Genomic DNA, 26,729 nt, shown 5'->3' with positions numbered 1-26,729 from the left:
TTGACGGTATTTTGTCGTGTAAAAGCCGTCTGAAAAATCAATCTTGCCAGCCGCCCAAATAGGAAACCAGCTCTTCCAACATGGTGCTGACGGATTCAGCCATCAGGATTTGCGAGGCGAAGGCAAGGCCGGCGGCATCGTCGCCGTTGCTTTCGGCTTCTTCCTGCAATACGTCGAGGTATTGGATGCGCTTGAGTGTGAAGTCTTGAGTGAGGATAAAGGCGATTTGTTCGCGCCAAACCAAACCGAGCTGGGTTACGGTTTTACCGTTTTTGACATGTTGAACCACTTCGTCGGCGGTTAAATCTTGTTTGGATACTTTGACGACGGGAACAATATCGCCCGTACCTTTGAGTTCGCAATCGCTGTCTAATTCAAAACCGCCTTCGCAATGCCCTTGCAACAGCCAGCCGGTCATCAGGGAAGAGGGCGATTGTTTGGTATTCGGCAGCGAGGCTTCCAAACCGCCCAAAGCTTCGCGCAGCTTGGTCAGGATGTTTTCTGCTTTGGCGGAAGCCGCGTTATTGACGAGCAGGTAGCCGTGGCGAGTGTTAAACACCGCTTCTGTACGGCTGCTGCGGGTAAACGCTCGGGGCAGCAGGTCGTCTGTAATTTGCTCTTTAAGCTCTTGTTTTTCTTTGCGACCGACATTGCGGGCTTCATTGTTTTGGATTTCCGCTACCTTCTCTTCCAAAATATCGCGGATGACGCCGGCGGGCAGGACTTTTTCCTCTTTTTTCAGAGCGACGCGCAAGGTAAAGTCGGCAGGGAAAACGAGTTCCGGGGAGAATGAAACCGGTGCGGTAAAGCCTTCGCTGAACCAGTCTAAGCCTTGGCAATGGGTAAATTCAGCTTCAGCAAGTTTGTCGGCAAGTACGTCCGCCTCAGGCAGTTTTTCTTTGTTGAGTGGATAAAAACTAATCTGCTTGAACCACATAATGTTTCCTGTTGTTTGAAATGTCGGGAATTATTTGCTGAATTGTTTTTTCACACTGACTTTGGTTTTCTTCTTGAAGCGGTTTTTCTCTTCCTTGCGGCCTTCGCGTTTCTCAATACGGTTGCTCAGGCTGACACGGCGCAGCGGTTTTTTCTTCGGTTTGTCTTCCGCATTTTCATACGGGTTTTCTGAAACATTGTATTGAATTCTGAGCGGCGTACCTTGCAGATTGAAGGCTTTGCGGAACGTTTGGGTCAGATAGCGCGTATAGCTGTCGGAAATCGCGTGTAGCGAATTACCGTGTACCACAATTACGGGTGGGTTCATACCGCCTTGGTGGGCATAGCGCATTTTCGGGCGCACCAAGCCAGCACGCGGCGGTTGCTGACGCTCGATCGCGCTTTGCAGGACACGCGTGATTTTCGGCGTCGGCATCTTAATCATTGCCGCATTGTAGGCAGCTTGAATGCTTTCAAACAAACCGTCTATACCGCGCTCTTTCAATGCGGAAATAAAGTGGAACTTAGCAAAATCAAGGAAATACAGTTTGCGGTTGATATCGCGTTTCACTTGCTCGCGCCGCTCTTCGCTGATGCCGTCCCATTTGTTGACGGCAACTACTAAGGCACGGCCTGCTTCCAAAGCAAAACCTGCAATCGTCGCATCTTGGTCGGCGACATCTTGTTGCGCGTCCAATACCAAAACAGCAACATTTGCGGCTTCAACCGCCTGCATGGCTTTGATAACGGAGAATTTTTCCACTGCTTCATCCACTTTGCCGCGACGGCGCACACCTGCGGTATCGATGATGGTAAACGGTTTGCCTTCACGTTCAAAATCAATATGGATACTGTCGCGCGTCGTGCCTGCCATATCGAAAGCAATCACGCGCTCTTCGCCGAGGATGGCGTTAACCAGCGTAGACTTGCCGACGTTCGGACGACCGATAACGGCAAAAACAGGATATTTTGCTTCTTCCTCTTCCTTTTCAGGTTCAGGGAAGGTTTCCAAAATATCTTCAATCAGATAATACACGCCATCGCCGTGCGCGCCTGAAATAACATAAGGGTCGCCCAAAGCAAGTTCGTAGAACTCGGCTGCAAGTACAGCCCTATTGCCCCCCTCACCTTTATTCACGGCCAAATAAACAGGGCGCGGGCTTTGGCGCAAACGGTCGGCAATAATCTTGTCTTGCGGTGTCAAACCGGTACGGCCGTCCACCAAAAACACAACCGCATCGGCTTCATCGACAGCCTGCAAGGTTTGTTTTGCCATTTCGTGCAAAATGCCGCTGTCCACAACCGGCTCAAAACCGCCGGTATCGATGACCAAATAAGGTTTGCTGCCGACTTTGCCATGACCGTAATGGCGGTCACGCGTCAGGCCGGGCAGGTCATGTACGAGCGCGTCTTTGGTGCGCGTCAAACGGTTGAATAAAGTAGATTTGCCGACATTGGGACGGCCGACAAGTGCGATGGTTGGTTTCATGATTGAGTCTTTCTGTGTCAAGTGCAGGCTTGGAGGAGTCTGAACACGAGCAGGTGTCCGTTGGAACACGGTAAATAGGTTCTTCACGGCAAGAGGCCATAAAGAGGGAGGGTAAAATGCCGTCTGATAAATAATGGACGGCATTTCAGACGGCATTTATTTCAGCGAATCGAGTTTCATTTGAACCAATTCGCGACCGACAGAATCTTGAGGCATTTTTTCCAAAGCCTGTCCGTAGTTTTTTAAGGCTTCCTGGCTTTTTCCCTGTGCAGCATAGACATCGCCTTTGGTTTCCATCAGCAGCGGGGTAAAGGCTGCGTCTACCGGCGTATCGAGTGCGGCAAGGGCGGCATCGTATTTCTTCTGCTGGAGCAGTACCACGCCGAGGCGCTGTGCCGCCAACGCCTGAATCAGGCTGTCTTGCTGATTGGACAATACCCATTTCAAGTGGGCTTCTGCAACATCGTAACGGTGTGCATCAAATTCGGTTGCCGCCGCCATTAGTGTGGCCTGTGCCGCGGAAATAGACTGGGGGTAGCTTTGTTGGAGTTTGGTCAATTCGGCATTGATTTCGTTTTGCGGGGCTTTGCTTTGCGCCTTTTCCACGATTTCAGCCAATATGGCAGCGGCTTCTTGATTTTGGGAAACTTTACGGTTTTGGTAAACCGTGTATCCCAAGTAGCCGAGCGCCGCCAAAATCAGCACGGCAAACAGCCATTTGCCCGTGGTTTTCCAAAAATATTTGAAGTTGTCTAACTCTTGTTGTTCTTCGAGATGGGCTGCCATTTATGCGTTCTTCCATTGTTGTAAAGTAGGGGTTAAATCCTCGGCGGCGACGGTTTGTTGACCGTGTGCGCCGTTCATGTCTTTGAGCGTAACCGTACCGTTCGCCAGTTCGTCTTGCGCGACAATCAGGGCAAAGCGTGCGCCGCTGTTGTCTGCTTTTTTCATTTGTGCTTTCAGACTTTGATAGCCGGAATGCTGCATTACATTGAAACCTTGAGCACGCAAGGCTTGGGCGTATTTCATCACTTGCAAGTCCGCACCTTCGCCTTGGTGCATTGCATAGACATCAGGCGCGGCGTTCACTTCCAGCGAGCCGTATTCGCTCACCAAAAGCAGCAGCCGCTCGATACCCATTGCAAAACCGATGGACGGCGCAGGTTTGCCGCCAAGCTCTTCAATCAAACCATCGTAACGGCCGCCGCCGCACACAGTCGCCTGCGCGCCGAGTTTGTCGGTCGTCCACTCAAAAACCGTCTGATTGTAATAATCCAAACCGCGAACCAAGCGCGGATTTTCAATATATTGAATACCCAAGCCATCCAACATCACCTTGAAGCGTGCATAGTGGTTTTGCGAAGCCTCGCCCAAATACTCCACCAAACGCGGCGCCTCGTTGCAGATTTCCTGCAAATCAGGGTTTTTCGTATCCAAAACGCGCAAAGGATTGGTTTTCAGACGGCGTTTGCTGTCTTCATCCAATTTATCTTCATAACGGGTCAGATATTCAACCAATGCCGCACGGTGTGCCGCGCGTTCCTCACGGTTGCCCAAGCTGTTGATTTCCAAAGTCAGGTATTCGCGAATACCCAATTTTTCCCACAAGTCGGCAGACATCGCGATGATTTCCGCATCAATATCCGGCCCTTCAAAACCCAAAGCCTCGATACCGACTTGATGGAACTGACGATAACGGCCTTTTTGCGGACGCTCGCGGCGGAACATCGGCCCCATATACCACAGCTTTTGCGGGCTGTTGTACAGAAGGTTGTGTTCGACCACCGCACGCAGACAAGACGCCGTACCTTCAGGACGCAGGCTTAAACTCAAAGAGTCGTTTGAATCGGAAAAGGTGTACATTTCCTTGCCGACCACATCGGTTTCCTCGCCGATGGAGCGGACAAACAAACCGGTTTGCTCGACAATCGGCGTACGGATTTGCTGATAGCCGTAAGCGCGCGTCCAGCGGCCGACCGTATCTTCAAACGCCTGCCAAAATGCAGCCGTGAGTTTGAAATCTTTTTGCTCGACAGGCAGAAGGTCGTTCATACCTTTGACGGATTGGATTTTTTGTGCCATTTCAAGTAAGAATGCTTAAATCAAATTGCGGGCGATTATAGCGGATTTTTAAGGGCTTGTGAGGATGGAGATGGTTTGCGGACGGGTAAAAATGCCGTCTGAAAACGATATGGCGCTTTTTGCCGCAAGAAAGTTTTGCCTCTTTCTGCCGTCCGGTGAGGATTGTGTATGCCAATATTTGAAATTACCACAGTTTCTATATCTGATAACACTGTATGTTGGTTTCCGAATGCAGGTAAATTAGGTACAATCGTTTCCAATTTTATCTTGATGGGTAAAATATCCATTTGATTTCAGGAGTATATTTATGAAGAAAATAGGGCTGTTGGTTGCGGCACTGCTTGTGCCGTCAATGTTATTTGCCGACGGGGGCGATTCTGCAAAAATCAATCTGGTTAAGAAACTCTATAAAACGGATGCGCAAGGTTATGCTGTCGGCGCAACGTATTCGGAATATGCCGCGCCGGAATTTAAAAAAACAATCAGGCAGGCTTCACGTATCATTGATAGGATTAATGAACGGACGGGCGAGTTGGCTTGTGACTATTTCGAGCATTACGATATGGGTTTGGGTAATGGCGATACCGAAATCAGAAAACTTAAAATCGTTCCTTCATCGGGCAATATTGTCCAAGTTTCCTTTTCCGACGGTTCTCGGATGAACAATCTGAAATACGACATCAGTTGTGCGGGCGGCCGTTGTCTTATCAACGATATCGTCAATAACGGGGAGAGTGTCCGGAAGCAGTATCAGCGGATTGTTTCCAAGAAAAGGTGCGATTGAGCGGCCGGATTTTTAAAACTGGTTTGAATCAGTGTCAATTAAATATTTTGAGGTGTTTTATGAAGAAAATCCTCTTGTTTTTCGCTGCGTTGGTAGCGTCGCAATTTTCTCAGGCAGCATCTTCCGATTGTGCGGTACTGAATAAAACAGCAGATAGAAATGGTGCTGTGTATTCTCCAGTCTTGGGCAAAAAGGTGATGCAACAGGGAAGACTGTACTTTCACACTGCCCCTCATTCTTCTTGCAAAATGCCGTCGACTTTTATTATCAAAGGAGATCATGTAACCGCTTATCAAAACTATAACGGCTACGATTATGTAATGTTTATAAACGATAAGACGGGGGTAAGTACGGAAGGCTGGGTTTTGGCAAAAGCCTTGAGAACAACGGGAACGATGGGATTAACCTACCAATAAATCGTGAAGGGTAAAAAAGGTAAAAATGCCGTCTGAAACAGTTTTCAGACGGCATTTGACTTACTCTGCACGCTTTGCCTGATTTGTTGTGTTACAAACTCCGTCTGCCGTTTGGGGTGTTGTGTGAAAAACGGTTACAATCCGCCGCATGAAAAAACGCAATAATCCTCTTCCGCTGTTGAACGGTGTCAAACCCAGTTATTTGGTGCTGCCGCATGAAAAGCAGTTTTACGGGCTGCCGCTGCTGCATTTTCTGTGCATCCGCTTTCCTTTTGTGGGCGCGGACAATTGGCGCAGGCGGTTGAACAGCGGTTTTGTGGTCGGTTCGGATGGTGCGGCGTTGGATGAACATTCTTTGTTTGAGCCCGGTAAGACGATGTTTTATTATCGGGAAACCAGCAGTGAGGATGAGCCGCGTATTCCGTTTGAAGAAAAGATTTTGCATATTGATGAGCATTTGATTGTGGTGGACAAGCCACATTTTCTGCCCGTCATTCCCAGCGGGCGTTTTTTGCGGGAAACGCTGTTGACACGTCTGCGCCTGCGCCCTGAATTGCAGCGTTTGAATGTTGAAGACATTACGCCGCTGCATCGCTTGGACAAGGATACGGCAGGCGTGATGCTGCTGTCGCACAATCCTGCCACGCGCGGAGCTTATCAGACGATGTTTCAAAACAAAACGGTATGGAAAACGTATGAGGCGCTTGCGCTGACAAGGACGGATTTGCCGTATCCGCTCGATGTGGTTTCGCGTTTGGTGAGGGGTGAAAAATTTTTTACGACGCAAGAGGCGGAAGGCGAACCAAACGCGCACACGACGGTCGAACTGATTGAAAACAGGGGGGAATTCAGCCTTTACCGCCTTACGCCGCATACCGGCAAGAAACACCAGTTGCGCGTACACATGATGGGCTTGGGTATGCCGTTATTGAATGACGCGCTCTATCCCGTGCCGTCTGAAGCGGGAAGCGAGGATTATCGGAAACCTTTGAAGTTATTGGCAAAAAAGATTGCGTTTGCAGATCCTTTGTCGGGTCTGGAAAGGGTGTTTTGCAGTAGGTTTTGCCTATAATGAGAGGGAATGCAAACCCGTATCGGCAGATGCCGCCGATACGGGTTTTATATTATTGATGCCGTCTGAAAGGGGTTTTATCCGTTCAGGCATACGGGCGCGAAGCGGAGGATGGTGTCGCGCAGGACGATGAGTTTGCCGTGAAAGAAATGCGTGGAACCGGCGATGGTAATGACGGGCAAATCTTGCGGTTCCGCCCATTTCAGTGCTTTCCCGATTTCAACGACTTCATCTTCCGCACCGTGTATCATCAGTGTTTTTGCAACGTTGGGAACGGCTGACGGTTCCGGACGGTCGGTATAGTGGCAGACTGCTGCGCCCATGAGCAGTAACAGGTCGGGTATGCGCTCTTGTGCGGCAAATGTGGCGACATAACCGCCGAAGGAGAAGCCGGATAAGGCAAATTCGGGGGCTTCGGGATGTTGGGCACGGGCATAATCGATGACGGCGAGGCAGTCTTGCGTTTCGCCGCGTCCGTAATCGTGTGTGCCTTCGCTGTTGCCTACGCCGCGAAGGTTGGGAAGGTAGCAGTGGAATCCGAGTTTGCTCAATGCTTTGGCGGCGGTTTGGATAACTTTGTTGGTGTTTGTTCCGCCCTGGAGGGGGTTGGGATGATTGATGACGGCAACACCGCGTGCCGGTACTTGTTCGGACGGGATATGGATGGTTTCTAAAATGCCGGCAGGACCGGATATGTGTATGGTTTCGGGTTTCAGCATAATGATTTCCTCTTGATTTTCCGCATGTTCCGATGCGGCCGTGAAGATAGTTGCTTAAAGGTAGAAATGCTTACCGTTGTTGGGGTTGGATGCTTTCAGGTCGGCGAGCATACGGTGGAAGTCCAATCCGTATGCGTTGCTCAGTTTGTCGGCACGTTTTTTGAGTTTGTCTATGTTTTGCTCTTTGGGGCTGCTTTGGAAGGCCATTACCGCGACATTGCCGTGACTTTCGGCAGGAAGTTCCAATACGCGCCCTTCAAAAACGCTCAACAACCGTTCGATGAAGCGTTGATAGCGTTTGTCGCCGCTCCACCAGTTGGTAACGAATATGCCGTCTGAAGAGAGTGCGTTTCGGCAGTCTTGGAAGAACGGTTCTTCAACCAGCGTATCGATGATTTGTTCGCCGTCGAATCCGTCCACCAAGATGATATCGGTGTTGTGGCGGAAGACTTTGATGTACTCCGCACCGTCTGCTTCAATAATTTCAAATTTCTCGCCCTCGAAAGGCAACTCAAACAGGTTGCGGGCAATGGCGATAACCTGCGGGTTGATATCTACGGCAGTTTGACGCGTATCGGGCAGGTAGGTATCTATCCAGCGTGCAAACGAGCCGCCGCCCAAGCCGATTTGGGTGATATGCTGCGGAAGCGCGTCAGTAAACAGCAGCCATCCCATCATGGCACGGCTGTAAGAGAGTACCAGCTCAGACGGGTGGTCGAGGTTCATTGAGCTTTGGATGGTGTCGCTGCCCAAGTGAAGCGAACGGATATTGCCTTCTTCGGAAATGCCGACTTCGGGGAAGCTGGATTTTGCAGGACGGAGGCGGCGGTAGGGATGTCTTGCCATCGGTGTGAGCAGTCAGTTTGAAAGGCAGATATTTTATCAGAATGCCGCTGCTTGTTCTGTTTCAAAATAATCTTATTTAAAATAATATAGTTATTCTAATTTTGTGCGTATTTTAAAACAAATGTCTTGCCAATTTGGCAAGTTGTATGCATAATGTGCAGCTCTTTGCCGGTATAGCTCAGTTGGTAGAGCACCTGACTTGTAATCAGGGGGTCCCGAGTTCGACTCTTGGTGCCGGCACCATTCTTACTTATGGTGCAGTAGTGCAATCCCATATGCCGGTATAGCTCAGTTGGTAGAGCACCTGACTTGTAATCAGGGGGTCCCGAGTTCGACTCTTGGTGCCGGCACCAAATTTTACAGTCCGACCGTTTTGCGGTCGGACTGTTATTTTGTATGCCGTATGCGGTCTTTTCCATTTTGGGGCAAAACTTTATAATAGTTAGTTTCTGTTGGGAGGCCGTCCGGTTGGACGGAATGTTTGGTTATGATTACAGTGAATACACTGCAAAAAATGAAGGCGGCAGGTGAAAAAATCGCTATGTTGACCGCTTACGAATCCAGTTTTGCGGCTTTGATGGAAGAAGCCGGCGTGGATGTGCTGTTGGTTGGGGATTCTTTGGGAATGGCGGTTCAGGGGCGGAAATCGACGCTGCCCGTCAGCCTGCGCGATATGTGCTATCACACTGAATGTGTGGCAAACGGTACAAAAAATGTCATGATTGTCAGTGATTTGCCTTTTGGTTCGTATCAGCAGGGTAAAGAGCAGGCATTTGCTGCCGCCGCCGAACTGATGGCTGCCGGCGCGCATATGGTTAAACTTGAAGGCGGTGTGTGGATGGCGGAAACTACCGAATTCTTGCAAATGCGCGGTATTCCGGTTTGTGCGCATATCGGTCTGACGCCGCAATCAGTGTTTGCCTTTGGCGGATACAAGGTTCAGGGTCGCGGAAGTAAGGCGCAGGCGTTGCTTAACGATGCCAAGGCGCATGACGATGCGGGGGCGGCGGTCGTGTTGATGGAGTGTGTTCCTGCGGAACTGGCAAAAAAGGTAACTGAATCCGTTTCTTGTCCGACCATCGGTATCGGTGCGGGTGTGGATTGCGACGGGCAGGTTTTGGTGATGCACGATATGCTCGGTATTTTTCCGGGTAAGACGGCGAAATTCGTCAAAAACTTCATGCAGGGGCATAATAGCGTTCAAGCGGCGGTTCGTGCGTATGTCGAAGAAGTTAAAGCAAAAACCTTTCCTGCTGCAGAACATATCTTTACAGACTGAACGGTTTGCATGCAGCATGCCGTCTGAAAGCCGATTCAGACGGCATTTTGTTTCGCCATATACGGCGCGTATAATCGGCATCTGTCATCGGGTAGGAGCCCCGTAAAATAAGGATTACCGTAATGCAAATCATACATACCATTCGAGAACTGCGCGCGTGGCGTAAAAATGTGGGAAAGGTGGCATTTGTGCCGACCATGGGCAATCTGCATGAAGGGCATCTCGCACTTGTGCGTGAGGCGAAAAAACGGGCGGACAGCGTTGTAGTCAGTATTTTCGTTAACCGCTTGCAATTTGGTCAGGGTGAAGATTTCGACAAATATCCGCGTACGTTGCAACAGGATGCGGATAAGCTGGAAGCCGAGGGTGTGGCCGTGATATTCGCACCCGATGAGAAAGAACTCTATCCGAACGTGGAGCAACGGTATAACGTCGAACCGCCCAACCTGCAAAATGAGTTGTGCGGCAAATTCCGTCCGGGACATTTCCGCGGAGTGGCAACGGTTGTTTCCAAATTGTTCCACATCGTTTCTCCGGACATCGCCTGTTTTGGTAAGAAGGATTACCAGCAGCTCGCTGTGATTAAAGGTTTTGTCGAAGATTTGAATTTTGATGTTGAAATAGTGCCTGTCGATACAGGGCGCGCGGAAGACGGGTTGGCGCTGTCCAGCCGCAACCAGTATTTGAGTGCGGCAGAGCGTGCCGAGGCTCCTCGCCTGTACCGTGAATTGAAGGCAATTGCCGAATTGTTGGGTCAGGGCAGTTTGGATTATGCAGGTTTGGAAAAACGGGCCGTCCAATCTCTGACGGAACACGGCTGGACGGTCGATTATGTCGAAATCCGCCACGCCGATACGCTCGAAGTGGCACGGACGGGAGATAGGAAGCTGGTGGTCTTGGCTGCGGCCCGTTTGGGGGCGACGCGCCTGATTGACAATCTGGAAATAAAACTCCCTTGAATCGCAAGCGTCGGTAATGCCGTCTGAAGCAGTATTTCAGACGGCATTTATTTTTTCGAACAGGGTTTCGCAAATCTACAAACGATTCTGCTTGTGATAAAGTTACGCCTGATTATATTCCGTCTGAAAGTTCGGACGGATGTCGGATAAAGGATGATTATGCTACCTAACCGTTTCAAAATGTTAACTGTGTTGACGGCAGCCTTGATTGCCGGACAGGTATCTGCCGCCGGAGGCGGTGCGGGGGATATGAAACAGCCGAAGGAAGTCGGAAAGGTTTTAAGGAAACATCAGCGTTACAGCGAGGAAGAAATCAAAAACAAGCGCTTACGGCTTGCTGCTGTGGGTGATCGGGTTAGTCAGATATTTACGTTGCTGGGAGGGGAAACCGCCTTGCAAAAGGGGCAGGCGGGAACGGCACTTGCCGCCTATATGCTGATGTTGGAGCGTACAAAATCCCCCGAAGTTGCCGAGCGTGCCTTGGAAATGGCCGTGTCGCTGAATGCGTTTGAACAGGCTGAGATGATTTATCAGAAATGGCGGCAGATTGAGCCTATACCGGGTGAGGCGCAGAAACGAATGGCATGGTTGCGGAGCGTGCTGAAAGGGGAAGAAAATCAACGTTTGGACGGGTTGGAAGAGGTCTTGGCACAGGCGGATGACGGGCAAAACCGCAGGGTATTTTTATTGTTGGCCCAAGCCGCCGTGCAGCAGGACGGATTGGCGAAAAAAGCATCCGAAGCCGTCCACCGTGCGGCAATGAAATACGGGCATATGTCGGAAGCGGCGATTGCCGATGTGGTTTTTAACGTGCAAGTGCGGGAAAAAGATAAAGCAATCACGGCATTGCAACGCTTGGCAAAACTTGATACAGAAATACTACCTCCGACCCTGGTAACCTTGCGTCTGGTTGCGCGCCGTTATCCCGAGATACTCAGTGGCTTTTTCGAGCAAACAGACACCAAAAACCTTTCAACCGTCTGGCAGGAAATGGAAATTATGAACCTTGTTTCCCTGCGTAGGCCCGATGATGCATATGAACGCTTGAAAGTGTTGATGGATGCCAATCCGAATGCGGATCTGTATATTCAGGCGGCAATATTGGCGGCAAACCGGAAAGAAGATATTTCCGTTATCGACGGCTATGTCGAAAAGGCATACGGCAGGGGGACGGAGGAACAGCGGAGCAGGGCGGCGTTAACGGCAGCGATGATGTATGCCGACCGCAGGGATTATGCCAAAGTCAGGCAGTGGCTGAAAAAAGTATCCGCGCCGGAATATTTGTTCGACAAAGGTGTGTCGGCAGTTGCTGCAACCCTCGAACTGGATGGTGCAAAGGCGGCTTTGCGGCAAATTAGGGAAGTACGGAAGCTTCCTGAGCAGCAGGGACGTTATTTTATGGCGGACAACTTGTCTAAAGTACAGTTGTTTGCCCTGTCAAAACTGCCGGATGCACGGGAGGCTTTGAGGGGGTTGGACAAGATTATCGAAAAACCGCCTGCCGGCAGTAATACAGAGTTACAGACAGAGGCATTGGTACAGCGGTCGGTTGTTTACGAGCGGCTTGGCAAGCGGAAAAAAATGATTTCAGATCTTGAAAGGGCGTTCAGGCTTGCACCCGATAACGCTCAGATTATGAATAATTTAGGTTATAGCCTGCTTTCCGATTCCCAGCGTTTGGACGAGGGTTTTGTATTGCTTCAGAAGGCATATCAAATTAACCCTGACGATATTGCCGTCAACGACAGCATAGGCTGGGCGTATTACCTGAAAGGCGATGCGGAAAGTGCGCTACCGTATCTCCGTTATTCGTTTGAGAGCCAGCCTGAGCCCGAAGTTGCCGCCCATCTGGGCGAGGTGTTGTGGGCATTGGGTGAACGCGATCAGGCGGTTGACGTGTGGACTCAGGCGGCACACCTTACGGGAGACAAGAAAATATGGCGCGAAACGCTCAAACGTCACGGAATCACATTGCCCGAACTTTCCCGAAAACCTCTAAAATAATGCAGGTCAATCCTTTCAGACGGCATGATGTGGCCGGAAGGTCCGTATGGTTTGGCGCACAGCCTGCATATAATATGTGTTTTGCGTGCCGAACCAAATCTATTGTCCGGCAGGCGGTCGCCCAAGTCGGAGGGATAACCATCAAGGAATTCTGATGAAACATACCGTATCTATATCCGCCATCCTACTTTTATCGGCTTGCGCCCAATTGCCTCAGGAACATTCGAACCTGTGGCAGGTATCTGAATATATTGACAGCTTTTCTGCGGAAGGGCGGTTGGCAGTTAAGGCGGAGGGCAGGGGTTCTTATGCGAATTTCGACTGGACATACCAGCCTCCTGTAGAAACCATCAATATCAATACACCTTTAGGCAGTACGCTCGGACAAATGTGCCAAGACAAAGACGGTGCGTTGGCAGTGGATGCTAAAGGAAATGTTTATCAGGCGGAAAGTGCAGAAGAGTTGAGCCGGCAGCTTATTGGTTTCAACATGCCTATTCAATATCTGCATATCTGGGCAGACGGCAAACGGGTTGCACGCGCACCTTACCGCATCCTGCCGGACGGTATGCTGGAGCAATACGGTTGGATAATCAGCAGAACCGTCAACAGCGAAGAAAAAGCCCGCATCCTGCAATTGGATAACGGGAAATTGAACATCAGGCTGGTTTTCAGCGAAATCGGTATGCCGTCTGAAACTGAAACCCAAGAACAATGTGCGGCACGCATACAGTAAGGTAGATATATGAGTGTTACGGACGGACGGCAAGCCTTTCCTGCGCCTGCAAAACTGAATCTCGATTTGAGGATTACAGGCAGGCGTGAGGACGGTTATCACAATATTGAAAGTATATTCTGCCTGATAGATTTGCAGGATACCGTATATTTGAAACCGAGGGACGACGGAAAAATCATTCTGCACAATCCGGTTGATGGAATGCCGCAGGAAGCGGATTTAAGCTACCGTGCCGCATCATTACTGCAAAAATATGCACGCATCCCTGCCGGCGTGGAGATATGGCTGGACAAAAAAATTCCGACCGGGGCCGGTTTGGGTGGTGGGAGTTCTGATGCTGCAACGGTTTTGCTGGTATTGAACCGTTGGTGGCAGTGTTCCCGAACGGCGCAGCAGCTGATTGACTTAGGCGCGGCTTTGGGTGCAGACGTACCATTTTTTATTTTCGGAAAAAATGCTTTTGCAAGTGGGATAGGTGAAAAACTGATAGGAATGGATATTCCGAAACAGTGGTATGTCATTGTCAAACCGCCTGTTCACGTTTCCACTGCAAAAATTTTCACGCACGAATGCTTGACACGGGATTCTGCCTCAAGCATAATGCCGACTTTCCAAAACCTGCAACCGTTTAGAAATGACATGCAGGCAGTTGTATTTAAAGAATACCCTGAAGTTTGGAAAGCCTATTCCGAATTGTCCCGATATGGGACTGCTTTAATGACAGGTTCCGGTGCATGTATATTCACAGCATGTCAAGATAGGAATAGCGCACACAATATATACCGACAAGTTTCATGTTTATATGAGGCGTATTTGGCAGAGGGTCTCGCAATACACCCACTGTTGCCTGGTTAAACATTGTTGGGGAGTCGTCAAGCGGTTAAGACACTGGATTTTGATTCCAGCATGCGAAGGTTCGAATCCTTCCTCCCCAGCCAAGTTAAACAAGTTGGGGAGTCGTCAAGCGGTTAAGACACTGGATTTTGATTCCAGCATGCGAAGGTTCGAATCCTTCCTCCCCAGCCATATTTCCTTGGGGAGTCGTCAAGCGGTTAAGACACTGGATTTTGATTCCAGCATGCGAAGGTTCGAATCCTTCCTCCCCAGCCAGACAAAAGCGTGTAAGCTTGCTTACACGCTTTTTATTTAGAAATAAAAATATTGAAATGCCTTTGTTTGTGTCGGGTGTTGCAGGTATAATGTCGGACTTGGTACAGGCAGAGGGAAGCATTATGTTTTCTGAGCGGAAGTTAAATATAAAATCAGGTGAAAATATGGCTGCTTATGACAGTTTGATGGTATTTACAGGTAATGCCAATCCAGAGTTGGCACAACGCGTTGTCAAACATTTGGATATTTCCTTGGGAGATGCTTCGGTTTCCAAATTCTCAGACGGCGAAGTTGCCGTCGAGTTGTTGGAAAATGTACGCGGTCGCGATGTCTTTATCCTTCAGCCTACTTGCGCACCGACCAATGATAATCTGATGGAAATCCTGACAATGGCGGATGCGCTCAAACGTGCCTCGGCAGGCCGCATCACGGCAGCTATTCCGTATTTTGGATATGCGCGTCAAGATAGACGGCCGCGTTCCGTCCGTGTTCCCATCTCTGCCAAATTAGTGGCAAATATGCTCTATTCGGCGGGCATTGACCGTGTTTTGACCGTTGATTTGCACGCAGACCAGATTCAGGGTTTTTTTGATATTCCTGTGGATAATATTTATGCTACCCCGATTCTGTTGAACGATATCAAGCAGCAGCGGATTGAAAACCTGACTGTTGTCAGCCCTGATATCGGCGGTGTAGTCCGCGCCCGTGCCGTTGCCAAATCCCTGAATGCTGATTTGGCGATTATCGATAAACGCCGCCCGAAAGCTAATGTGGCGGAAGTCATGAACATTATCGGCGACATTCAAGGTCGTACTTGCTTGATTGTGGATGATATGATTGACACCGCGAATACCTTGTGTAAAGCTGCCGTCGCTCTGAAAGAGCGGGGGGCGGAACGTGTTCTGGCTTATGCCAGCCACGCCGTATTCTCAGGAGAGGCAGTCAGCCGTATTGCCTCGTCCGAAATCGACCAAGTTGTTATAACAGACACCATTCCTTTGTCTGAAGCAGCACAAAAATGCGATCGTATCCGTCAGGTAACGATTGCAGGTTTGTTGGCTGAAACGGTTCGCCGTATTAGCAACGAAGAATCCGTCTCATATCTTTTTAATGAAGAAGTGATGACAGGCAGCATGTTGCTGCCATAAGCCCGGAGCCGTCTTAAGCTGGTCGCGGCCGATGACGGTAGTTTTATTTAAATTGGAGTATTTAACATGACTTATGAAATTCAAGCCTCTGTTCGTGAAGCACAAGGCACTGGTGCGAGCCGCCGCCTGCGTCGCGAAGGTCAAATCCCCGGTATTTTGTACGGTGAAGGTCAAGAGCCCGTTGCAATTGCTGTGGATCACAAAACTGTATTCTACGCATTGGAAAAAGAATCTTTCCATACTGCGTTGATTAAATTGTCTCTGAACGGCGAAACTAAAGACGTTATCGTCCGCGATTTCCAAATGCACCCGTTCCGCCGCGAAGTTCAACACATCGACTTCCAAGCTGTGAAAGCCGATCAACTTGTACGTATCCGTGTTCCCCTGCACATTGTTAACGCTGAAAATTCTCAAGCCGTTAAATTGCAAGGCGGTCGCGTATCTTTGCTGAACACGACTGTTGAAGTGCTTGCGTTGCCTGCCAATATCCCTGTTTTCTTGGATTTGGATTGTGCCGAAGTGGTTGCCGGCGACATTTTGCATTTGTCAGACATCAAATTGCCTGAAGGTGTAGAAAGCGTTTCCTTGAAACGTAATGAAAATCTGGCCGTTGTTACTGTTACCGGTAAGAAACGCTAATTGATTGAAAATAAGGCGGTACGTATATGATACGTACCGCCTTATTGTTTTTATATTGTTTGGTTCGAGTCATATTGGCGGTATTTGTTTAGTCAATCAGGTAATGGAAATAGAAAAAAATGAAATAGGGAAATTATAGGCACGATACAGATGATGTTCGGTAAAGTGCCCTATAGTTCCGTCAGTCTGATTTTGAGGATTCCATTACGGTCGAGATGAGTTTTAATGCGGTGTGGAAAAGGTGTTGCCTTGTGCTTTGGTTATAGATTGGAGGCCAGAAAAGACCAGCTCTATACTGGGAAAGCTGAGTTGTGTTGAGTCGGCTTTGATGGAGAGGTTTATGGAGGGAAAATCGAGCGTGGCGATAACCATTTATGCCATGGGAATCTTTTCTGATGGTTCCCATAGAATGGTATATAAAGTGATTTTATTAATACGAGAATATTATGCAGGCCGTTCAGACCGTCTGAAAAATATTGGTGGCTTAAGACGGAATTTATATTAAGTAATAAGAATCATTATTGAATAATGAAGTAGGTTTTTGTAGAATGGAAGCCTTGTTTTTAAGAAAGACTTGTTATGAAAGTTGCCAAAATTTCCGTCGTATTGCTGTCTGCTTTATTTTCCGTTGCTGTTTCTGCCGCGCCCTTGGGAGAAGTTTCTTCTGAAAACGGTAAGATTTTTAATGGTGAAAATTACATGGTCGTCAAGAAAGACATGAGAAAAGGGGAACAGATTAAGCCACACAATCATCCGAGGTTTAAAACGCTGATTTTTGCCGTTGGAAAAGGAAGCTTTGACGTAACGTTGAATCAGACTGAGAAACATATTGTCCAGGCAGGCTCGGTGCTGCGGTTTGGCGGAGATGTAGTGATTGGGGCAGTTGCAACCGAAGATGCGGATGTGGCAATTACTTTAATTAAGTAAAGCAATCAATAATAAAAGGCCGTCTGAAAGATGATATCTCAGACGGTCTTAGTTATTCAGCCAACTGTTGCCGTTAAGCGCAAATCAAATAGAGGTAGATGAGTTATGATATTTGATTGGTCGTACAACTTGATTTAACGGTCTTTTGAATATCGTCTGAAGATTGTTTCAGACGGCATTTTAATTCTCCTATTTTGGACATGTAAATATAGAAGCTTACTGTCCCGTCAGGCGTGCCCAGAGTTTTTTCCACCAGTTTTTCTTTTCTACGTCCTCCAGTGCGACAATTTCTTTTTCGGCAATGGTGTATCCGTTTTGTCTGATTTTGATTTTTCCTAGGACCTGCCCTTTTCTTACCGGTGCACGGAGCGGCTGTATGGTTTCCAGAATTTGTTCGGCCGTTTTTGCTTGGGTATGCGGTAGGGTGATATAGACTCCTTTCGGAAAACCCGCATGGACGTTTTTTTTGCTTCCGCCCAAGACTTGTATTTTGGTAACAATTTCGCCTGCCGAATGGATTTTCGGAGTGTCAAAGGATTGTAATGCCCAGTTCAGCAGCTTGCTGTTGTCTGATGCGCGTATTTCCGCCGATTCTGAACCTAGTGTGATGACAAGGATATGCCTGCCGTTTCCGGTGTATGACACGGCAAGGTTGTAGCCGCCGCTTTCCGTATGTCCGGCTTTCAGACCGTTTACACCGGAGTCCCTGTATAAAAGGATATTGCGGTTGTTTTGTTCTATATTTTTAAATTTGAACGATTTAATGGAAAACAGCGGGTAGTATTCTGGAAAGTCGAGTATCAATGCTTCAGAAAGGAGGGCGAGGTCACGGGCAGTGGAAACTTGTCTTTCTTGACTCAGACCTGTTGGATTTTTGAATAAAGTGTCCTTCATGCCCAAGCGTCGGGCTTCTTCATTCATTTGTTTGACAAAGTTTTCTATCGAACCGTTACCAAGCTTGTCGGCAAGGGTTAGGGCTGCATCATTTGCGGATAGGGCAATCATGCCTTTTAAGAGATCGTCGGTTCTGATGAGGTTGCCCGGTCGGACAAACATTCTGCTGCCGTCCGATTTCCATGCTGATTCGCGTATTTTTAAGGTTTCTTCAGGGCGGATATTTCCCGACTTCAAGTTTTTGAAAACCAGATAGGCGGTCATTAATTGTGTCAGTGCTGCTGGTTCTACGGGGGCATTGATGTTTTTGGCGGATAAAGTCTGTTTGCTTTGAAGGTCGGTAACGATGTGTGCCGCTGTGAGGGTTTCGGGTGTTTGGAACGTGGGGGCGGCGTGTGCCATCGGTCTGTTGGGTGCGGGAGATGCAGCCATTGCGTGAGAAACGCCTAAGATAATGGAAAGCAGGACGGGCAGGATTTTATGTGCTGTCATGAAATATTCTAATTGTGTGAGTGTTTCAGCCTGCCGATTATACGCTTAGGGTGCCTGATCGGGCGGATTTTTCTTGATTTAAAGCTGTCTTGGGGGTATGGTTTCACGTTTTACGATTTTAATAAACCGATTATTTCCTATCAAGCCATGAACACGCCTCTTTCTTATTCTGATTACCTTATCCGTATCCTGACAGCATCTGTCTATGATGTGGCGGTTGAAACGCCTTTGGAATCAGCGCGCAGCCTTTCTGCACGTTCGGGAAACAATATTTTGCTGAAACGCGAAGATTTGCAACCTGTATTTTCTTTCAAAATACGCGGTGCTTATAACAAAATGTCCAAGTTGCCGAAAGATGCGCTTACTTGCGGCGTGATTGCGGCAAGTGCGGGCAACCATGCCCAAGGGGTGGCATTGTCCGCGCAGCGTTTGGGTTGCCGTGCCGTTATCGTCATGCCGGAGACTACGCCGAAAATTAAAGTAGATGCGGTTAAGAGCCGTGGCGGCGAGGTGGTTTTGCGTGGTGTTTCATACAACGATGCATACGATTATGCGATGGAGTTGGCGGAAAAAGAAGGGTTAACCTATATCGCACCGTTTGACGATCCTGATGTTATTGCAGGACAAGGGACGGTAGGCATGGAAATTGTCAGCCAACATCCAGATGATATTCACGCTGTATTCGTACCGATAGGGGGAGGCGGTTTGGCAGCGGGCGTGGCGGCATTTATCAAGCAGGTCCGTCCCGAAATCAAAGTTATCGGCGTTCAGACACATGATTCCTGTTGTATGAAGCAATCGGTCGAAGCGGGTCAAATCGTCCATTTGAAAGATGTCGGGCTGTTTTCAGATGGCACTGCGGTCAAAGTTGTCGGAGACGAAACCTTCCGCCTCTGCAAAGAACTTTTGGATGAAATCATTACAGTCGATACCGATGCGGTTTGCGGTGCGGTCAAGGATATTTTTGATGATACGCGCAGCATTACCGAGCCGGCGGGTGCATTGGCATTGGCAGGTTTGAAGGCTTATGTTGCACGCGGCGGTATCAAGGGGCAGACCTTGATTGCTGTCACAAGTGGTGCAAATATGAATTTTCACCGTTTGCGCCATGTGTCGGAACGTAGTGAATTGGGCGAGGGCAACGAAGGTATTTTTGCCGTTACCATTCCAGAGGAACGTGGAAGCTTTCTTAAGTTTATCAATATATTGGGAAATAGGAATATTACCGAGTTCAACTACCGCTACGGGGACGATGAAAAAGCGCATATCTTTGTCGGACTTCAAGCGGCAGGCCCGCAGGATTTGGCGGTTATCGGCAGCCGGTTGGATGAGGCGGGATTGCCCAATGTCGATTTGACCAACAATGAGATTGCCAAAATCCATATCCGCTATATGGTCGGAGGGCGGACGGACAAAGTAGAAAACGAACGTTTGGTCAGTTTTGAGTTTCCGGAGCGTCCGGGGGCGTTGGCGCGCTTTTTGAACCATATGCAGGGCGGTTGGAACATTACGCTCTTCCATTACCGCAATCACGGTGCGGATTACGGGCGGATTTTGGTCGGTATCGATGTGCCGCCTCACGATGCCGTCGCATTTGACGGTTTCTTGGAAAGTCTGGGATACAGCTATCATGAGGAAACGCAAAATGCCGCGTACAAGCTGTTTCTTGCTTAATGGGTAATACATAATGCCGTCTGAAAGTATTTCAGACGGCATTGTGTTTTCAGGATTAAATCGAATATTCAATCAGTTCGTTTTGAGAAAAGACATAAACCTGTTTCGGAATCAGATTTAATTCTTTGCCTTCGGCAATTTGGTAACGCGCGGCATCGCTGCCTGCCAGCGTGATATGTACGTCCTGTTTGCCGTGTTTCACCAAAACGTGCGTCAGTGCGCCGACGGCGTGGATTTTTTCGATTTCGGCGCGGATCATCGGCGTTTCGTGTTCGGCGGCAAGCTGCCATTCGTGCGGGCGGATGTAGCCGGTGGCGGTTTGTTCCTGCCATTTGTAGTGCGCGTCCAATTTCCACGCGAAGCCGTTGTAGTGCCAGATGCCTTTTTCGATGCGTCCTTCAAATGCGTCGGTTTCGCCGAGAAATTCGGTAACGAAGGCGTTTTCGGGTTTGCGGTAAATGGCTTCGGCGCTGCCGGTTTGTTCGATTTTACCGTGGTTCATAACGACGATTTCGTCGGAAACTTCAAGGGCTTCTTCTTGGTCGTGGGTAACAAGGATGCTGGTTACGCCTAGGTTGTGATGGATGTCGCGCAGCCAGGTACGCAATTCTTTGCGTACTTTGGCATCCAGCGCGCCGAAGGGTTCATCTAAAAGCAGGAGTTTGGGTTCGACGGCGAGGGCGCGGGCGAGGGCGATGCGCTGGCGTTGGCCGCCGGAGAGCTGGTGCGGATAGGATTTGGCAAGGTGGGAGAGCTGCACGAGTTTGAGCAATCCTTCGACTTTGGTGCGGATTTGTTCTTTGGACGGGCGTTCGGACTTGGGTAATACGGTCAAACCGAAGGCGACGTTGTCAAACACGTTCATGTGGCGGAAGAGGGCGTAGTGTTGGAACACGAAACCGACTTTGCGCTCGCGCACATGCTTGGCGGTTACGTCTTGCCCGTCAAACAGGATATTGCCGCCGTCGGCGTTTTCCAGTCCGGCGATGATGCGCAGGAGCGTGGTTTTGCCGCAGCCGGAGGGGCCGAGCAGGGAAACGAGTTTGCCGGTGGGGACGTTGAGGTTGATATTTTTCAGCGCGTGGAAACTGCCGAAGTGTTTGTTTAAGTTTTGGATGGTGATGCTCATGCTGCGTTCCTTTCGGCGGCGGCGAGTTTTTTATCTTGTAATTTTGTGATGATGTTCTGCACCGCCAGCGTCGCCAGTGCTAAAAGTGCCAATACGCCGGAGAGGGCGAATGCGCCGGTGAAGTTGTATTCGTTGTAGAAGATTTCGACCAAAAGCGGGATGGTATTGGTTTCGCTGCGTATGTGTCCCGATACCACGCTGACCGCGCCGAACTCGCCCATTGCGCGGGCGTTGGTAAGGATGATGCCGTAGAGCAGCGCCCATTTGATGTTGGGCAGGGTAACACGCCAAAACATCTGCCAGCCGCTTGCGCCGAGTATCAGCGCGGCTTGTTCTTCGCTGTCGCCCTGCGCCTGCATCAGAGGGATGATTTCGCGTGCGACAAAGGGGAAGGTAACGAACAGCGTCGCCAGAATAATGCCGGGGATGGCGAAGATAATCTGTATGCCTTGCGCTTCCAGCCAGCCGCCCAATACTGTGTGCGCCCCAAACAATAAGACGAACATCAAACCGGCCACCACGGGTGATACGGAAAACGGCAAATCGAGCAGGGTGGTCAGCAACTGCTTGCCGCGGAAGTCAAAACGGGTTAGCAGCCACGCCATCGCCACGCCCAAGACGGCATTGATGGGAACGACCACCGCGGCGGTAATCAGGGTGAGCTTGATCGCCGTCCACGCTTCGGGGTCGGTAATAGATTGCAGGTATAAATCCCAACCACCTTTCAGCGCCTCATAAAATACGGCGATAAGCGGTACGACCAGCATCAGCAGCAGGAACCCGAGCGCGACTGCGGTCAGCAAAACGCGCAGCCAGCGCGGTTCGGTCAGGTTCGGATTGGTGGAATGCGTTTTCATGTTAGTGAAGTCTCTATTTATTCTTGTATCCGTTTAGGCCGTCTGAAAAATGTTGGCTTGATGTTTCAGACGGCCTGTTGTTTGTTAAACCTTCGCTCCGGCGCGGTGGCTTAAAGTCCATTGCATGATGTTTAAAATCAGCAGAATCACAAACGAAACCAGCAGCATAAACAACGCCACCGCAGACGCGCCCTGTACGTCGAACTGTTCCAGCTTGCCCGTAATAATCAGCGGCAGGATTTCGGAAACCATCGGAATATTGCCCGCGATAAAAATTACCGAGCCGTATTCCCCCGTTGCCCGTGCGAACATCATGCCTGCGCCGGTTAAGAGCGCCGGCGTGATTTCAGGCAAGAGAACGCGGCGGAACGTAGTCCAACGGCTTGCGCCTAAGGTCGCAGCCGCTTCCTCATATTCGCCCGACAATTCCTCCAATACCGGCTGCACGGCGCGGACGATAAAGGGCAGGCTGACGACAACCAGCGCAATCCAAATGCCGACGGGCGTAAACGCGATTTTTATGCCTAAAGGCTCGAAAAAACGGCCTATCCAACCGTTCGGCGCATACAGGGTCGCCAACGCGATGCCCGTAACCGCCGTCGGCAGCGCAAACGGCAAATCAACCAAAGCGTTTATCAACCCTTTGCCCGGAAATTCATAGCGCACCAACACCCACGCCACCAGCGTGCCGAACACGACATTGGTCAGCATCGCATAAAACGACATCCGCAAACTCAGCCACACCGCAGCCAAGACATTGGGTTCGGTAATCGTGTTCCAAAATCCGCTCCAGCCGATTTCCGCCGCCTTCGCCGTCATCATCGCAAACGGCAAAACCACCAAAAGCGACAGGCATAATACAGTCAGGCCGAGGCTGATTTTGAAGCCGGGCAGTACGCTGGGCGTTTTGAGTAATAACATGAAATAATGCTGAAAATAGAAAAAAGGAAGGGCTACTTTAACGATGCCGTCTGAAAAAAGGAAAGAATTATTGGTTTGGCGCAAAGATAATTTTGTTATAAGGCGTTTGAAGTTTATCAGATGGGCGGTATATTCTAAAATAATGCCCTATTTTCATATCAAACCATATGTTGTAAGGAATTATTATGGAGATTTTACCTTTTCAGGAAAATATTGCGGAGCGTATGCTCGTCGGAACGGAAGGAGAGTCGGTTCATCGGGATGCGCAGTTCGTTCAAACGGCAAACGGTTATTGGATTGCGTGGCATGAAGGTTTGGCGGCATTGCTTGCGCCGGATACGCCTCCCGATATTCCGTGTTTTTGGGTAGAAGGGGCGGAAAGCCTTGAAGAGTTGTGTGCCATGGTCGAGCGCGGAGAGTTTGACGAAGTGGAAGAATTTGACGGTGACGACGATGCATGGCATGAGGCTGCACAGGGTTGCAGGCACGCGCATCACGGAGGCTGCGCCTGCGGGCATTAAATGTATTGCGGGTTTACCGTAAGGGTCGTATTTTAAGATTTTGCCGCTCCTTTGAAAAATGCCGTCTGAAAACTTTCAGACGGCATCTGTTCGGTTCGGCAAAGCCGGCGGGTTAGGCGGCGAAGCGTTTGGCGACTTCGTCCCAGTTAACGATTTCCCAGAAACCTTTCAGGTAGTTGGGACGGCTGTTGCGGTAGTCGATGTAATAGGCGTGTTCCCACACGTCGCAGGTCAGCAGCGGAGTGTTTTCAGTAGTCAGCGGAGTTGCCGCGTTGGAAGTGGAAACCAAATCCAATTCGCCGGCAGGGGTTTTCACCAGCCATGCCCAACCGGAGCCGAAAGTACCGGCAGCGCAAGCGGAGAATGCTTCTTGGAATTTCTCGAAGCTGCCCCATTTGGCGTCGATGGCGGCGGCCAGTTCGCCGGAAGGTTTGCCTTGACCTTTGGGCGTGAAACCCAGCCAGTAGAAAGTGTGATTCCAAGTTTGGGCCGCGTTGTTGAACACGCCGCCTGAAGATTTTTTCACAATTTCTTCCAAAGGCAGGTTTTCAAATTCGGTGCCTTTGATTTGATTGTTCAGGTTGGTGATGTAGGTTTGATGGTGTTTGCCGTAGTGGAACTCCAAAGTCTCTTTGCTCAGATGCGGGGACAATGCGTCCAGTTCATAAGGCAGTTGCGGCAGCTTATGTTCCATTTTGTACTCCTGAATATTGTTTTAAATGTTGTATTTTGGCAGTGTTGCTGCAAATAACCCGGCAGCCCGTGTATTCTACCTGTTTTGCGGTGCGGAAACCAATTGAACCTGCTTTACGCTATAATAGAAGATTGCAATTTCGGCACAATAGATAGGATGTACCATGAACGATTACACAGCCATGCCGTCTGAAGACGGAGGAATCGGCTCATTGTCGCTTCCGCCGCACTCAATGGAGGCGGAGCAGTCTGTTTTGGGCGGTTTGATGCTGGAAAATCCGGCATGGGACAGGATTGCCGATGTGGTTTCGGGAGAGGATTTTTACCGGCATGAACACCGCCTGATTTTCCGATCCATTGCCAAACTGATCAATGAGAGCCGTCCTGCCGATGTCATCACGGTTCAGGAGGATTTGCAGCGGAACGAAGAGCTGGAAGCGGCAGGGGGATTCGAATATCTGATTTCCCTGGCGCAAAATACTCCGTCTGCCGCCAACATCCGGCGCTATGCCGAAATCGTGCGCGAGCGTTCCATTATGCGCCAACTTGCCGAAGTGGGAACGGAAATCGCCCGCAGCGCCTACAATCCGCAAGGCAGGGATGCAGGTCAGCTTTTGGATGAGGCGGAAAACAAAGTATTCCAAATTGCAGAAAGCACGGCTAAATCCAAGCAGGGATTTCTCGAGATGCCTGAGCTTTTGAAAGAAGTGGTCGAGCGCATCGACATGCTTTATTCACGCGATAACCCGGATGAAGTTACCGGCGTGTCAACAGGCTTTATCGACCTCGATAAAAAAACCTCGGGTCTGCAGCCGGGAGATTTGATTATTGTCGCCGGTCGTCCTTCTATGGGTAAAACCGCCTTTTCCATCAATATTGCCGAACATGTCGCCATCGAAGGCAAGCTGCCGGTTGCCGTTTTCTCGATGGAGATGGGCGGTGCGCAGTTGGTTATGCGTATGCTCGGTTCCGTCGGACGGCTTGATCAGAGTATTTTAAAAACAGGCAGGCTGGCGGACGAACATTGGGGACGGTTGAACGAGGCCGTCGTCAAGCTTTCCGATGCACCTATGTATATCGATGAGACACCGGGCTTGACTGCGCTCGAACTGCGCGCCCGTGCCCGCCGTCTTGCACGTCAGTTCAACGGAAAATTGGGATTGATCGTCATCGACTACCTGCAACTGATGTCGGGTTCGGGGCGTTCGGACAACCGTGCTTCGGAGCTGGGAGAAATTTCACGTTCGCTTAAAGCGTTGGCGAAAGAATTGCAGGTTCCTATCATCGCTTTGTCTCAGTTGAGCAGGACGGTCGAATCGCGTACCGACAAACGCCCGATGATGTCCGACCTCCGCGAATCCGGTGCTATCGAGCAGGATGCCGACTTGATTATGTTTATGTACCGTGACGAATATTATAATCAGGAATCGAAGATGAAAGGTTTAGCGGAATGTATTATCGGCAAACACCGTAACGGCCCGGTCGGAAAAGTTTTCCTGACATGGATGGGGCAGTTTACCAAATTCGACAATGCTGCCTATGTTCCCGACATTGAAGAGATAGGGGATTGAATGCCTGGATGAAAATTTATTGGGCGAATACGTGCAAAATAGTTTAAAATCCTTACAGGGATTTCCCTAATAAAATAAAAGATGCAGTCTTGAGGCATTTTGTATTCAGACTGCAGATAATTGAAAAATACATTACCGGTTAACGTGTTATTGCTTATGTATATACGAAGACAACAAGGTTTCACGCTGATAGAGCTGCTCATTGTGATGGTTATTGCAACCATTATGGCAATGATGGCTTTCCCCAGTATGAGTCAATGGATTGCATCGCGTCGCGTTGCAAGTCAGGCGGAGCAGATTGCCAATCTCTTGCGTTTTTCAAGGGGAGAGGCGGTTCGGCTCAATGTCCCTGTCTATATCTGTCCTGTTCAGGTTAAAAAAGACGGTACGGCCAACAATAAATGTGACTTCAGTAAGAAGGAGCAGGGAATGTTGGCTTTCGGCGATAAGAATGGCGATAAGGCATACGGAGGGGATACAAAAGATGTTTCCATCCGCAGTGTGGTATTGAATGATGATATCAAGGATAAGCGGATTAATTACACCTTCAACCATGTCGCTTTCGGTAAAGCCAAGCCGGCTACAGACCGTGTAGTTTGGACATTCAATCAAAACGGGACGTTCGGTTATACGGACGACCAGAATCTTACAAGCAAATCCAGATTTTCTTATTCCGACGGTTATATTCAAATTGTTCTGACAGATGCGAGAGCAGTTTCAGATGCCGATAAGAAATTCCGTTCGGCCGTAGTCTTGATTGACAGCAGTGGCAGGGTCGAAGTTTGCCCTAGGGGTGATCAGCGTACTATGTGCCAGTATAAATAACTGTTT

The 26,729-nt window shown here is 49.4% G+C and carries 27 protein-coding genes and 5 tRNA genes; 20 read left to right on the top strand and 12 right to left on the bottom strand.

Annotated features, from left to right (window positions below; all coding sequences use genetic code 11):
- Positions 1 to 37: 37 nt before the first annotated feature.
- From DQM57_RS04890 to DQM57_RS09640, 5 genes are all read right to left on the bottom strand, one after another.
- Positions 38 to 937 carry a recombination-associated protein RdgC gene (locus DQM57_RS04890; RefSeq protein ID WP_002219474.1) on the bottom strand — a complete coding sequence of 300 codons (900 nt, stop codon included), beginning with the start codon at positions 935 to 937 and terminating at the stop codon, positions 38 to 40.
- A 30-nt stretch (positions 938 to 967) separates the two neighbouring features.
- Positions 968 to 2,425: a ribosome biogenesis GTPase Der gene (der, locus tag DQM57_RS04885; RefSeq protein WP_111727160.1), complete on the bottom strand. Its 1,458-nt coding sequence runs from the start codon at positions 2,423 to 2,425 to the stop codon at positions 968 to 970.
- Between the two features lie 156 nt (positions 2,426 to 2,581).
- A complete protein-coding gene (locus DQM57_RS04880) occupies positions 2,582 to 3,211 on the bottom strand; it encodes a YfgM family protein (RefSeq protein WP_111727159.1) in 630 nt (209 codons plus the stop codon).
- Positions 3,212 to 4,507: a histidine--tRNA ligase gene (gene hisS, locus DQM57_RS04875; protein WP_111727158.1), complete on the bottom strand. Its 1,296-nt coding sequence runs from the start codon at positions 4,505 to 4,507 to the stop codon at positions 3,212 to 3,214.
- A 35-nt stretch (positions 4,508 to 4,542) separates the two neighbouring features.
- Entirely contained in the window at positions 4,543 to 4,794 is a 252-nt protein-coding gene (locus tag DQM57_RS09640) for a hypothetical protein (protein WP_167395538.1), read from the bottom strand.
- A 20-nt stretch (positions 4,795 to 4,814) separates the two neighbouring features.
- On the opposite strand from DQM57_RS09640, the gene DQM57_RS04870 reads away from it, so the two are divergent.
- The 3 genes from DQM57_RS04870 (at position 4,815) to DQM57_RS04860 (ending at position 6,779) form a co-directional block, all read left to right on the top strand.
- A complete protein-coding gene (locus tag DQM57_RS04870; RefSeq protein WP_107960314.1) occupies positions 4,815 to 5,291 on the top strand; it encodes a hypothetical protein in 477 nt (158 codons plus the stop codon).
- Between the two features lie 59 nt (positions 5,292 to 5,350).
- Positions 5,351 to 5,707 (top strand): hypothetical protein, encoded by a 357-nt coding sequence (locus DQM57_RS04865; RefSeq protein ID WP_145960425.1) that lies wholly within the window; start codon positions 5,351 to 5,353, stop codon positions 5,705 to 5,707.
- A gap of 148 nt (positions 5,708 to 5,855) precedes the next feature.
- Positions 5,856 to 6,779, top strand: coding sequence for an RluA family pseudouridine synthase (locus tag DQM57_RS04860; protein ID WP_111727156.1), 924 nt, complete (start codon positions 5,856 to 5,858; stop codon positions 6,777 to 6,779).
- A gap of 77 nt (positions 6,780 to 6,856) precedes the next feature.
- Here the strand turns inward: DQM57_RS04860 and DQM57_RS04855 are convergent, their stop codons facing one another.
- Together DQM57_RS04855 and DQM57_RS04850 are read right to left on the bottom strand one after the other, a co-directional pair.
- Positions 6,857 to 7,498 carry an alpha/beta hydrolase gene (locus tag DQM57_RS04855; protein ID WP_003753122.1) on the bottom strand — a complete coding sequence of 214 codons (642 nt, stop codon included), beginning with the start codon at positions 7,496 to 7,498 and terminating at the stop codon, positions 6,857 to 6,859.
- A 54-nt stretch (positions 7,499 to 7,552) separates the two neighbouring features.
- Positions 7,553 to 8,344: a polyamine aminopropyltransferase gene (locus DQM57_RS04850; protein WP_111727154.1), complete on the bottom strand. Its 792-nt coding sequence runs from the start codon at positions 8,342 to 8,344 to the stop codon at positions 7,553 to 7,555.
- A gap of 167 nt (positions 8,345 to 8,511) precedes the next feature.
- Between DQM57_RS04850 and DQM57_RS04845 the strand changes: the two genes are divergently transcribed.
- The 13 genes from DQM57_RS04845 (at position 8,512) to DQM57_RS04785 (ending at position 17,146) form a co-directional block, all read left to right on the top strand.
- Positions 8,512 to 8,587, top strand: a tRNA-Thr gene (locus tag DQM57_RS04845).
- A gap of 34 nt (positions 8,588 to 8,621) precedes the next feature.
- Positions 8,622 to 8,697: transfer RNA gene (locus DQM57_RS04840), tRNA-Thr, on the top strand.
- 134 nt (positions 8,698 to 8,831) lie between these two features.
- On the top strand, positions 8,832 to 9,623 hold the full coding sequence (panB, locus tag DQM57_RS04835) for a 3-methyl-2-oxobutanoate hydroxymethyltransferase (RefSeq protein ID WP_107996654.1): 792 nt from the start codon (positions 8,832 to 8,834) through the stop codon (positions 9,621 to 9,623).
- Between the two features lie 122 nt (positions 9,624 to 9,745).
- Entirely contained in the window at positions 9,746 to 10,582 is an 837-nt protein-coding gene (gene panC, locus DQM57_RS04830) for a pantoate--beta-alanine ligase (protein WP_111727152.1), read from the top strand.
- Between the two features lie 159 nt (positions 10,583 to 10,741).
- On the top strand, positions 10,742 to 12,586 hold the full coding sequence (locus tag DQM57_RS04825; protein ID WP_111727651.1) for a tetratricopeptide repeat protein: 1,845 nt from the start codon (positions 10,742 to 10,744) through the stop codon (positions 12,584 to 12,586).
- Positions 12,587 to 12,740: 154 nt separating this feature from the next.
- Positions 12,741 to 13,322 (top strand): lipoprotein insertase outer membrane protein LolB, encoded by a 582-nt coding sequence (gene lolB / locus DQM57_RS04820; protein ID WP_111727150.1) that lies wholly within the window; start codon positions 12,741 to 12,743, stop codon positions 13,320 to 13,322.
- Positions 13,323 to 13,331: 9 nt separating this feature from the next.
- Positions 13,332 to 14,177, top strand: coding sequence for a 4-(cytidine 5'-diphospho)-2-C-methyl-D-erythritol kinase (gene ispE / locus DQM57_RS04815; RefSeq protein ID WP_111727148.1), 846 nt, complete (start codon positions 13,332 to 13,334; stop codon positions 14,175 to 14,177).
- 7 nt (positions 14,178 to 14,184) lie between these two features.
- Positions 14,185 to 14,260 (top strand) — tRNA-Gln (locus DQM57_RS04810).
- A gap of 12 nt (positions 14,261 to 14,272) precedes the next feature.
- Positions 14,273 to 14,348: transfer RNA gene (locus DQM57_RS04805), tRNA-Gln, on the top strand.
- A gap of 8 nt (positions 14,349 to 14,356) precedes the next feature.
- A tRNA-Gln gene (locus DQM57_RS04800) sits at positions 14,357 to 14,432 on the top strand.
- A gap of 164 nt (positions 14,433 to 14,596) precedes the next feature.
- Positions 14,597 to 15,580 (top strand): ribose-phosphate pyrophosphokinase, encoded by a 984-nt coding sequence (locus DQM57_RS04795; protein ID WP_111727146.1) that lies wholly within the window; start codon positions 14,597 to 14,599, stop codon positions 15,578 to 15,580.
- A 66-nt stretch (positions 15,581 to 15,646) separates the two neighbouring features.
- Complete coding sequence (locus tag DQM57_RS04790; protein ID WP_111727144.1) at positions 15,647 to 16,219, top strand: 50S ribosomal protein L25/general stress protein Ctc; 573 nt, start codon at positions 15,647 to 15,649, stop codon at positions 16,217 to 16,219.
- 579 nt (positions 16,220 to 16,798) lie between these two features.
- A complete protein-coding gene (locus DQM57_RS04785) occupies positions 16,799 to 17,146 on the top strand; it encodes a cupin domain-containing protein (RefSeq protein ID WP_111727142.1) in 348 nt (115 codons plus the stop codon).
- A 216-nt stretch (positions 17,147 to 17,362) separates the two neighbouring features.
- Here DQM57_RS04785 and DQM57_RS04780 read toward each other — a convergent pair whose 3' ends face one another.
- Entirely contained in the window at positions 17,363 to 18,532 is a 1,170-nt protein-coding gene (locus tag DQM57_RS04780; protein ID WP_108043576.1) for a D-alanyl-D-alanine carboxypeptidase family protein, read from the bottom strand.
- Between the two features lie 147 nt (positions 18,533 to 18,679).
- Between DQM57_RS04780 and ilvA the strand changes: the two genes are divergently transcribed.
- Entirely contained in the window at positions 18,680 to 20,206 is a 1,527-nt protein-coding gene (ilvA, locus tag DQM57_RS04770) for a threonine ammonia-lyase, biosynthetic (RefSeq protein ID WP_111727140.1), read from the top strand.
- A 55-nt stretch (positions 20,207 to 20,261) separates the two neighbouring features.
- Here the strand turns inward: ilvA and DQM57_RS04765 are convergent, their stop codons facing one another.
- The 3 genes from DQM57_RS04765 to cysT form a co-directional block, all read right to left on the bottom strand.
- On the bottom strand, positions 20,262 to 21,335 hold the full coding sequence (locus DQM57_RS04765) for a sulfate/molybdate ABC transporter ATP-binding protein (protein ID WP_111727138.1): 1,074 nt from the start codon (positions 21,333 to 21,335) through the stop codon (positions 20,262 to 20,264).
- The gene (gene cysW / locus DQM57_RS04760; protein WP_108043578.1) at positions 21,332 to 22,192 is read right to left on the bottom strand and encodes a sulfate ABC transporter permease subunit CysW; all 861 of its coding nucleotides are present in this window, start codon (positions 22,190 to 22,192) and stop codon (positions 21,332 to 21,334) included. The genes DQM57_RS04765 and cysW overlap by 4 nt, the downstream gene beginning before the upstream one ends.
- 84 nt (positions 22,193 to 22,276) lie before the next feature.
- Complete coding sequence (gene cysT, locus DQM57_RS04755) at positions 22,277 to 23,113, bottom strand: sulfate ABC transporter permease subunit CysT (protein ID WP_111727136.1); 837 nt, start codon at positions 23,111 to 23,113, stop codon at positions 22,277 to 22,279.
- 185 nt (positions 23,114 to 23,298) lie between these two features.
- On the opposite strand from cysT, the gene DQM57_RS04750 reads away from it, so the two are divergent.
- Complete coding sequence (locus tag DQM57_RS04750; protein ID WP_111727134.1) at positions 23,299 to 23,634, top strand: general secretion pathway protein GspG; 336 nt, start codon at positions 23,299 to 23,301, stop codon at positions 23,632 to 23,634.
- Between the two features lie 112 nt (positions 23,635 to 23,746).
- Here DQM57_RS04750 and DQM57_RS04745 read toward each other — a convergent pair whose 3' ends face one another.
- Entirely contained in the window at positions 23,747 to 24,328 is a 582-nt protein-coding gene (locus DQM57_RS04745; RefSeq protein WP_003777725.1) for a superoxide dismutase, read from the bottom strand.
- 163 nt (positions 24,329 to 24,491) lie between these two features.
- Between DQM57_RS04745 and dnaB the strand changes: the two genes are divergently transcribed.
- Both dnaB and DQM57_RS04730 read left to right on the top strand, forming a co-directional pair.
- Complete coding sequence (dnaB, locus tag DQM57_RS04735; RefSeq protein ID WP_111727132.1) at positions 24,492 to 25,898, top strand: replicative DNA helicase; 1,407 nt, start codon at positions 24,492 to 24,494, stop codon at positions 25,896 to 25,898.
- A gap of 156 nt (positions 25,899 to 26,054) precedes the next feature.
- Entirely contained in the window at positions 26,055 to 26,723 is a 669-nt protein-coding gene (locus DQM57_RS04730) for a GspH/FimT family pseudopilin (protein ID WP_108043581.1), read from the top strand.
- Positions 26,724 to 26,729 lie beyond the last annotated feature (6 nt).

The organism is Neisseria cinerea, from assembly GCF_900475315.1.
Taxonomy (GTDB): domain Bacteria; phylum Pseudomonadota; class Gammaproteobacteria; order Burkholderiales; family Neisseriaceae; genus Neisseria; species Neisseria cinerea.
This window is presented reverse-complemented; position numbering and strand designations above follow the sequence as displayed.

What these genes read in the sequence shown, in the direction of transcription:
- DQM57_RS04890 (WP_002219474.1), bottom strand. Translation starts at nt 937, where the DNA reads ATGTGGTTCAAGCAGATTAGTTTTTATCCACTCAACAAAGAAAAACTG.
- der (WP_111727160.1), bottom strand. Translation starts at nt 2,425, where the DNA reads ATGAAACCAACCATCGCACTTGTCGGCCGTCCCAATGTCGGCAAATCT.
- DQM57_RS04880 (WP_111727159.1), bottom strand. Translation starts at nt 3,211, where the DNA reads ATGGCAGCCCATCTCGAAGAACAACAAGAGTTAGACAACTTCAAATAT.
- hisS (WP_111727158.1), bottom strand. Translation starts at nt 4,507, where the DNA reads ATGGCACAAAAAATCCAATCCGTCAAAGGTATGAACGACCTTCTGCCT.
- DQM57_RS09640 (WP_167395538.1), bottom strand. Translation starts at nt 4,794, where the DNA reads ATGGATATTTTACCCATCAAGATAAAATTGGAAACGATTGTACCTAAT.
- DQM57_RS04870 (WP_107960314.1), top strand. Translation starts at nt 4,815, where the DNA reads ATGAAGAAAATAGGGCTGTTGGTTGCGGCACTGCTTGTGCCGTCAATG.
- DQM57_RS04865 (WP_145960425.1), top strand. Translation starts at nt 5,351, where the DNA reads ATGAAGAAAATCCTCTTGTTTTTCGCTGCGTTGGTAGCGTCGCAATTT.
- DQM57_RS04860 (WP_111727156.1), top strand. Translation starts at nt 5,856, where the DNA reads ATGAAAAAACGCAATAATCCTCTTCCGCTGTTGAACGGTGTCAAACCC.
- DQM57_RS04855 (WP_003753122.1), bottom strand. Translation starts at nt 7,498, where the DNA reads ATGCTGAAACCCGAAACCATACACATATCCGGTCCTGCCGGCATTTTA.
- DQM57_RS04850 (WP_111727154.1), bottom strand. Translation starts at nt 8,344, where the DNA reads ATGGCAAGACATCCCTACCGCCGCCTCCGTCCTGCAAAATCCAGCTTC.
- panB (WP_107996654.1), top strand. Translation starts at nt 8,832, where the DNA reads ATGATTACAGTGAATACACTGCAAAAAATGAAGGCGGCAGGTGAAAAA.
- panC (WP_111727152.1), top strand. Translation starts at nt 9,746, where the DNA reads ATGCAAATCATACATACCATTCGAGAACTGCGCGCGTGGCGTAAAAAT.
- DQM57_RS04825 (WP_111727651.1), top strand. Translation starts at nt 10,742, where the DNA reads ATGCTACCTAACCGTTTCAAAATGTTAACTGTGTTGACGGCAGCCTTG.
- lolB (WP_111727150.1), top strand. Translation starts at nt 12,741, where the DNA reads ATGAAACATACCGTATCTATATCCGCCATCCTACTTTTATCGGCTTGC.
- ispE (WP_111727148.1), top strand. Translation starts at nt 13,332, where the DNA reads ATGAGTGTTACGGACGGACGGCAAGCCTTTCCTGCGCCTGCAAAACTG.
- DQM57_RS04795 (WP_111727146.1), top strand. Translation starts at nt 14,597, where the DNA reads ATGGCTGCTTATGACAGTTTGATGGTATTTACAGGTAATGCCAATCCA.
- DQM57_RS04790 (WP_111727144.1), top strand. Translation starts at nt 15,647, where the DNA reads ATGACTTATGAAATTCAAGCCTCTGTTCGTGAAGCACAAGGCACTGGT.
- DQM57_RS04785 (WP_111727142.1), top strand. Translation starts at nt 16,799, where the DNA reads ATGAAAGTTGCCAAAATTTCCGTCGTATTGCTGTCTGCTTTATTTTCC.
- DQM57_RS04780 (WP_108043576.1), bottom strand. Translation starts at nt 18,532, where the DNA reads ATGACAGCACATAAAATCCTGCCCGTCCTGCTTTCCATTATCTTAGGC.
- ilvA (WP_111727140.1), top strand. Translation starts at nt 18,680, where the DNA reads ATGAACACGCCTCTTTCTTATTCTGATTACCTTATCCGTATCCTGACA.
- DQM57_RS04765 (WP_111727138.1), bottom strand. Translation starts at nt 21,335, where the DNA reads ATGAGCATCACCATCCAAAACTTAAACAAACACTTCGGCAGTTTCCAC.
- cysW (WP_108043578.1), bottom strand. Translation starts at nt 22,192, where the DNA reads ATGAAAACGCATTCCACCAATCCGAACCTGACCGAACCGCGCTGGCTG.
- cysT (WP_111727136.1), bottom strand. Translation starts at nt 23,113, where the DNA reads ATGTTATTACTCAAAACGCCCAGCGTACTGCCCGGCTTCAAAATCAGC.
- DQM57_RS04750 (WP_111727134.1), top strand. Translation starts at nt 23,299, where the DNA reads ATGGAGATTTTACCTTTTCAGGAAAATATTGCGGAGCGTATGCTCGTC.
- DQM57_RS04745 (WP_003777725.1), bottom strand. Translation starts at nt 24,328, where the DNA reads ATGGAACATAAGCTGCCGCAACTGCCTTATGAACTGGACGCATTGTCC.
- dnaB (WP_111727132.1), top strand. Translation starts at nt 24,492, where the DNA reads ATGAACGATTACACAGCCATGCCGTCTGAAGACGGAGGAATCGGCTCA.
- DQM57_RS04730 (WP_108043581.1), top strand. Translation starts at nt 26,055, where the DNA reads ATGTATATACGAAGACAACAAGGTTTCACGCTGATAGAGCTGCTCATT.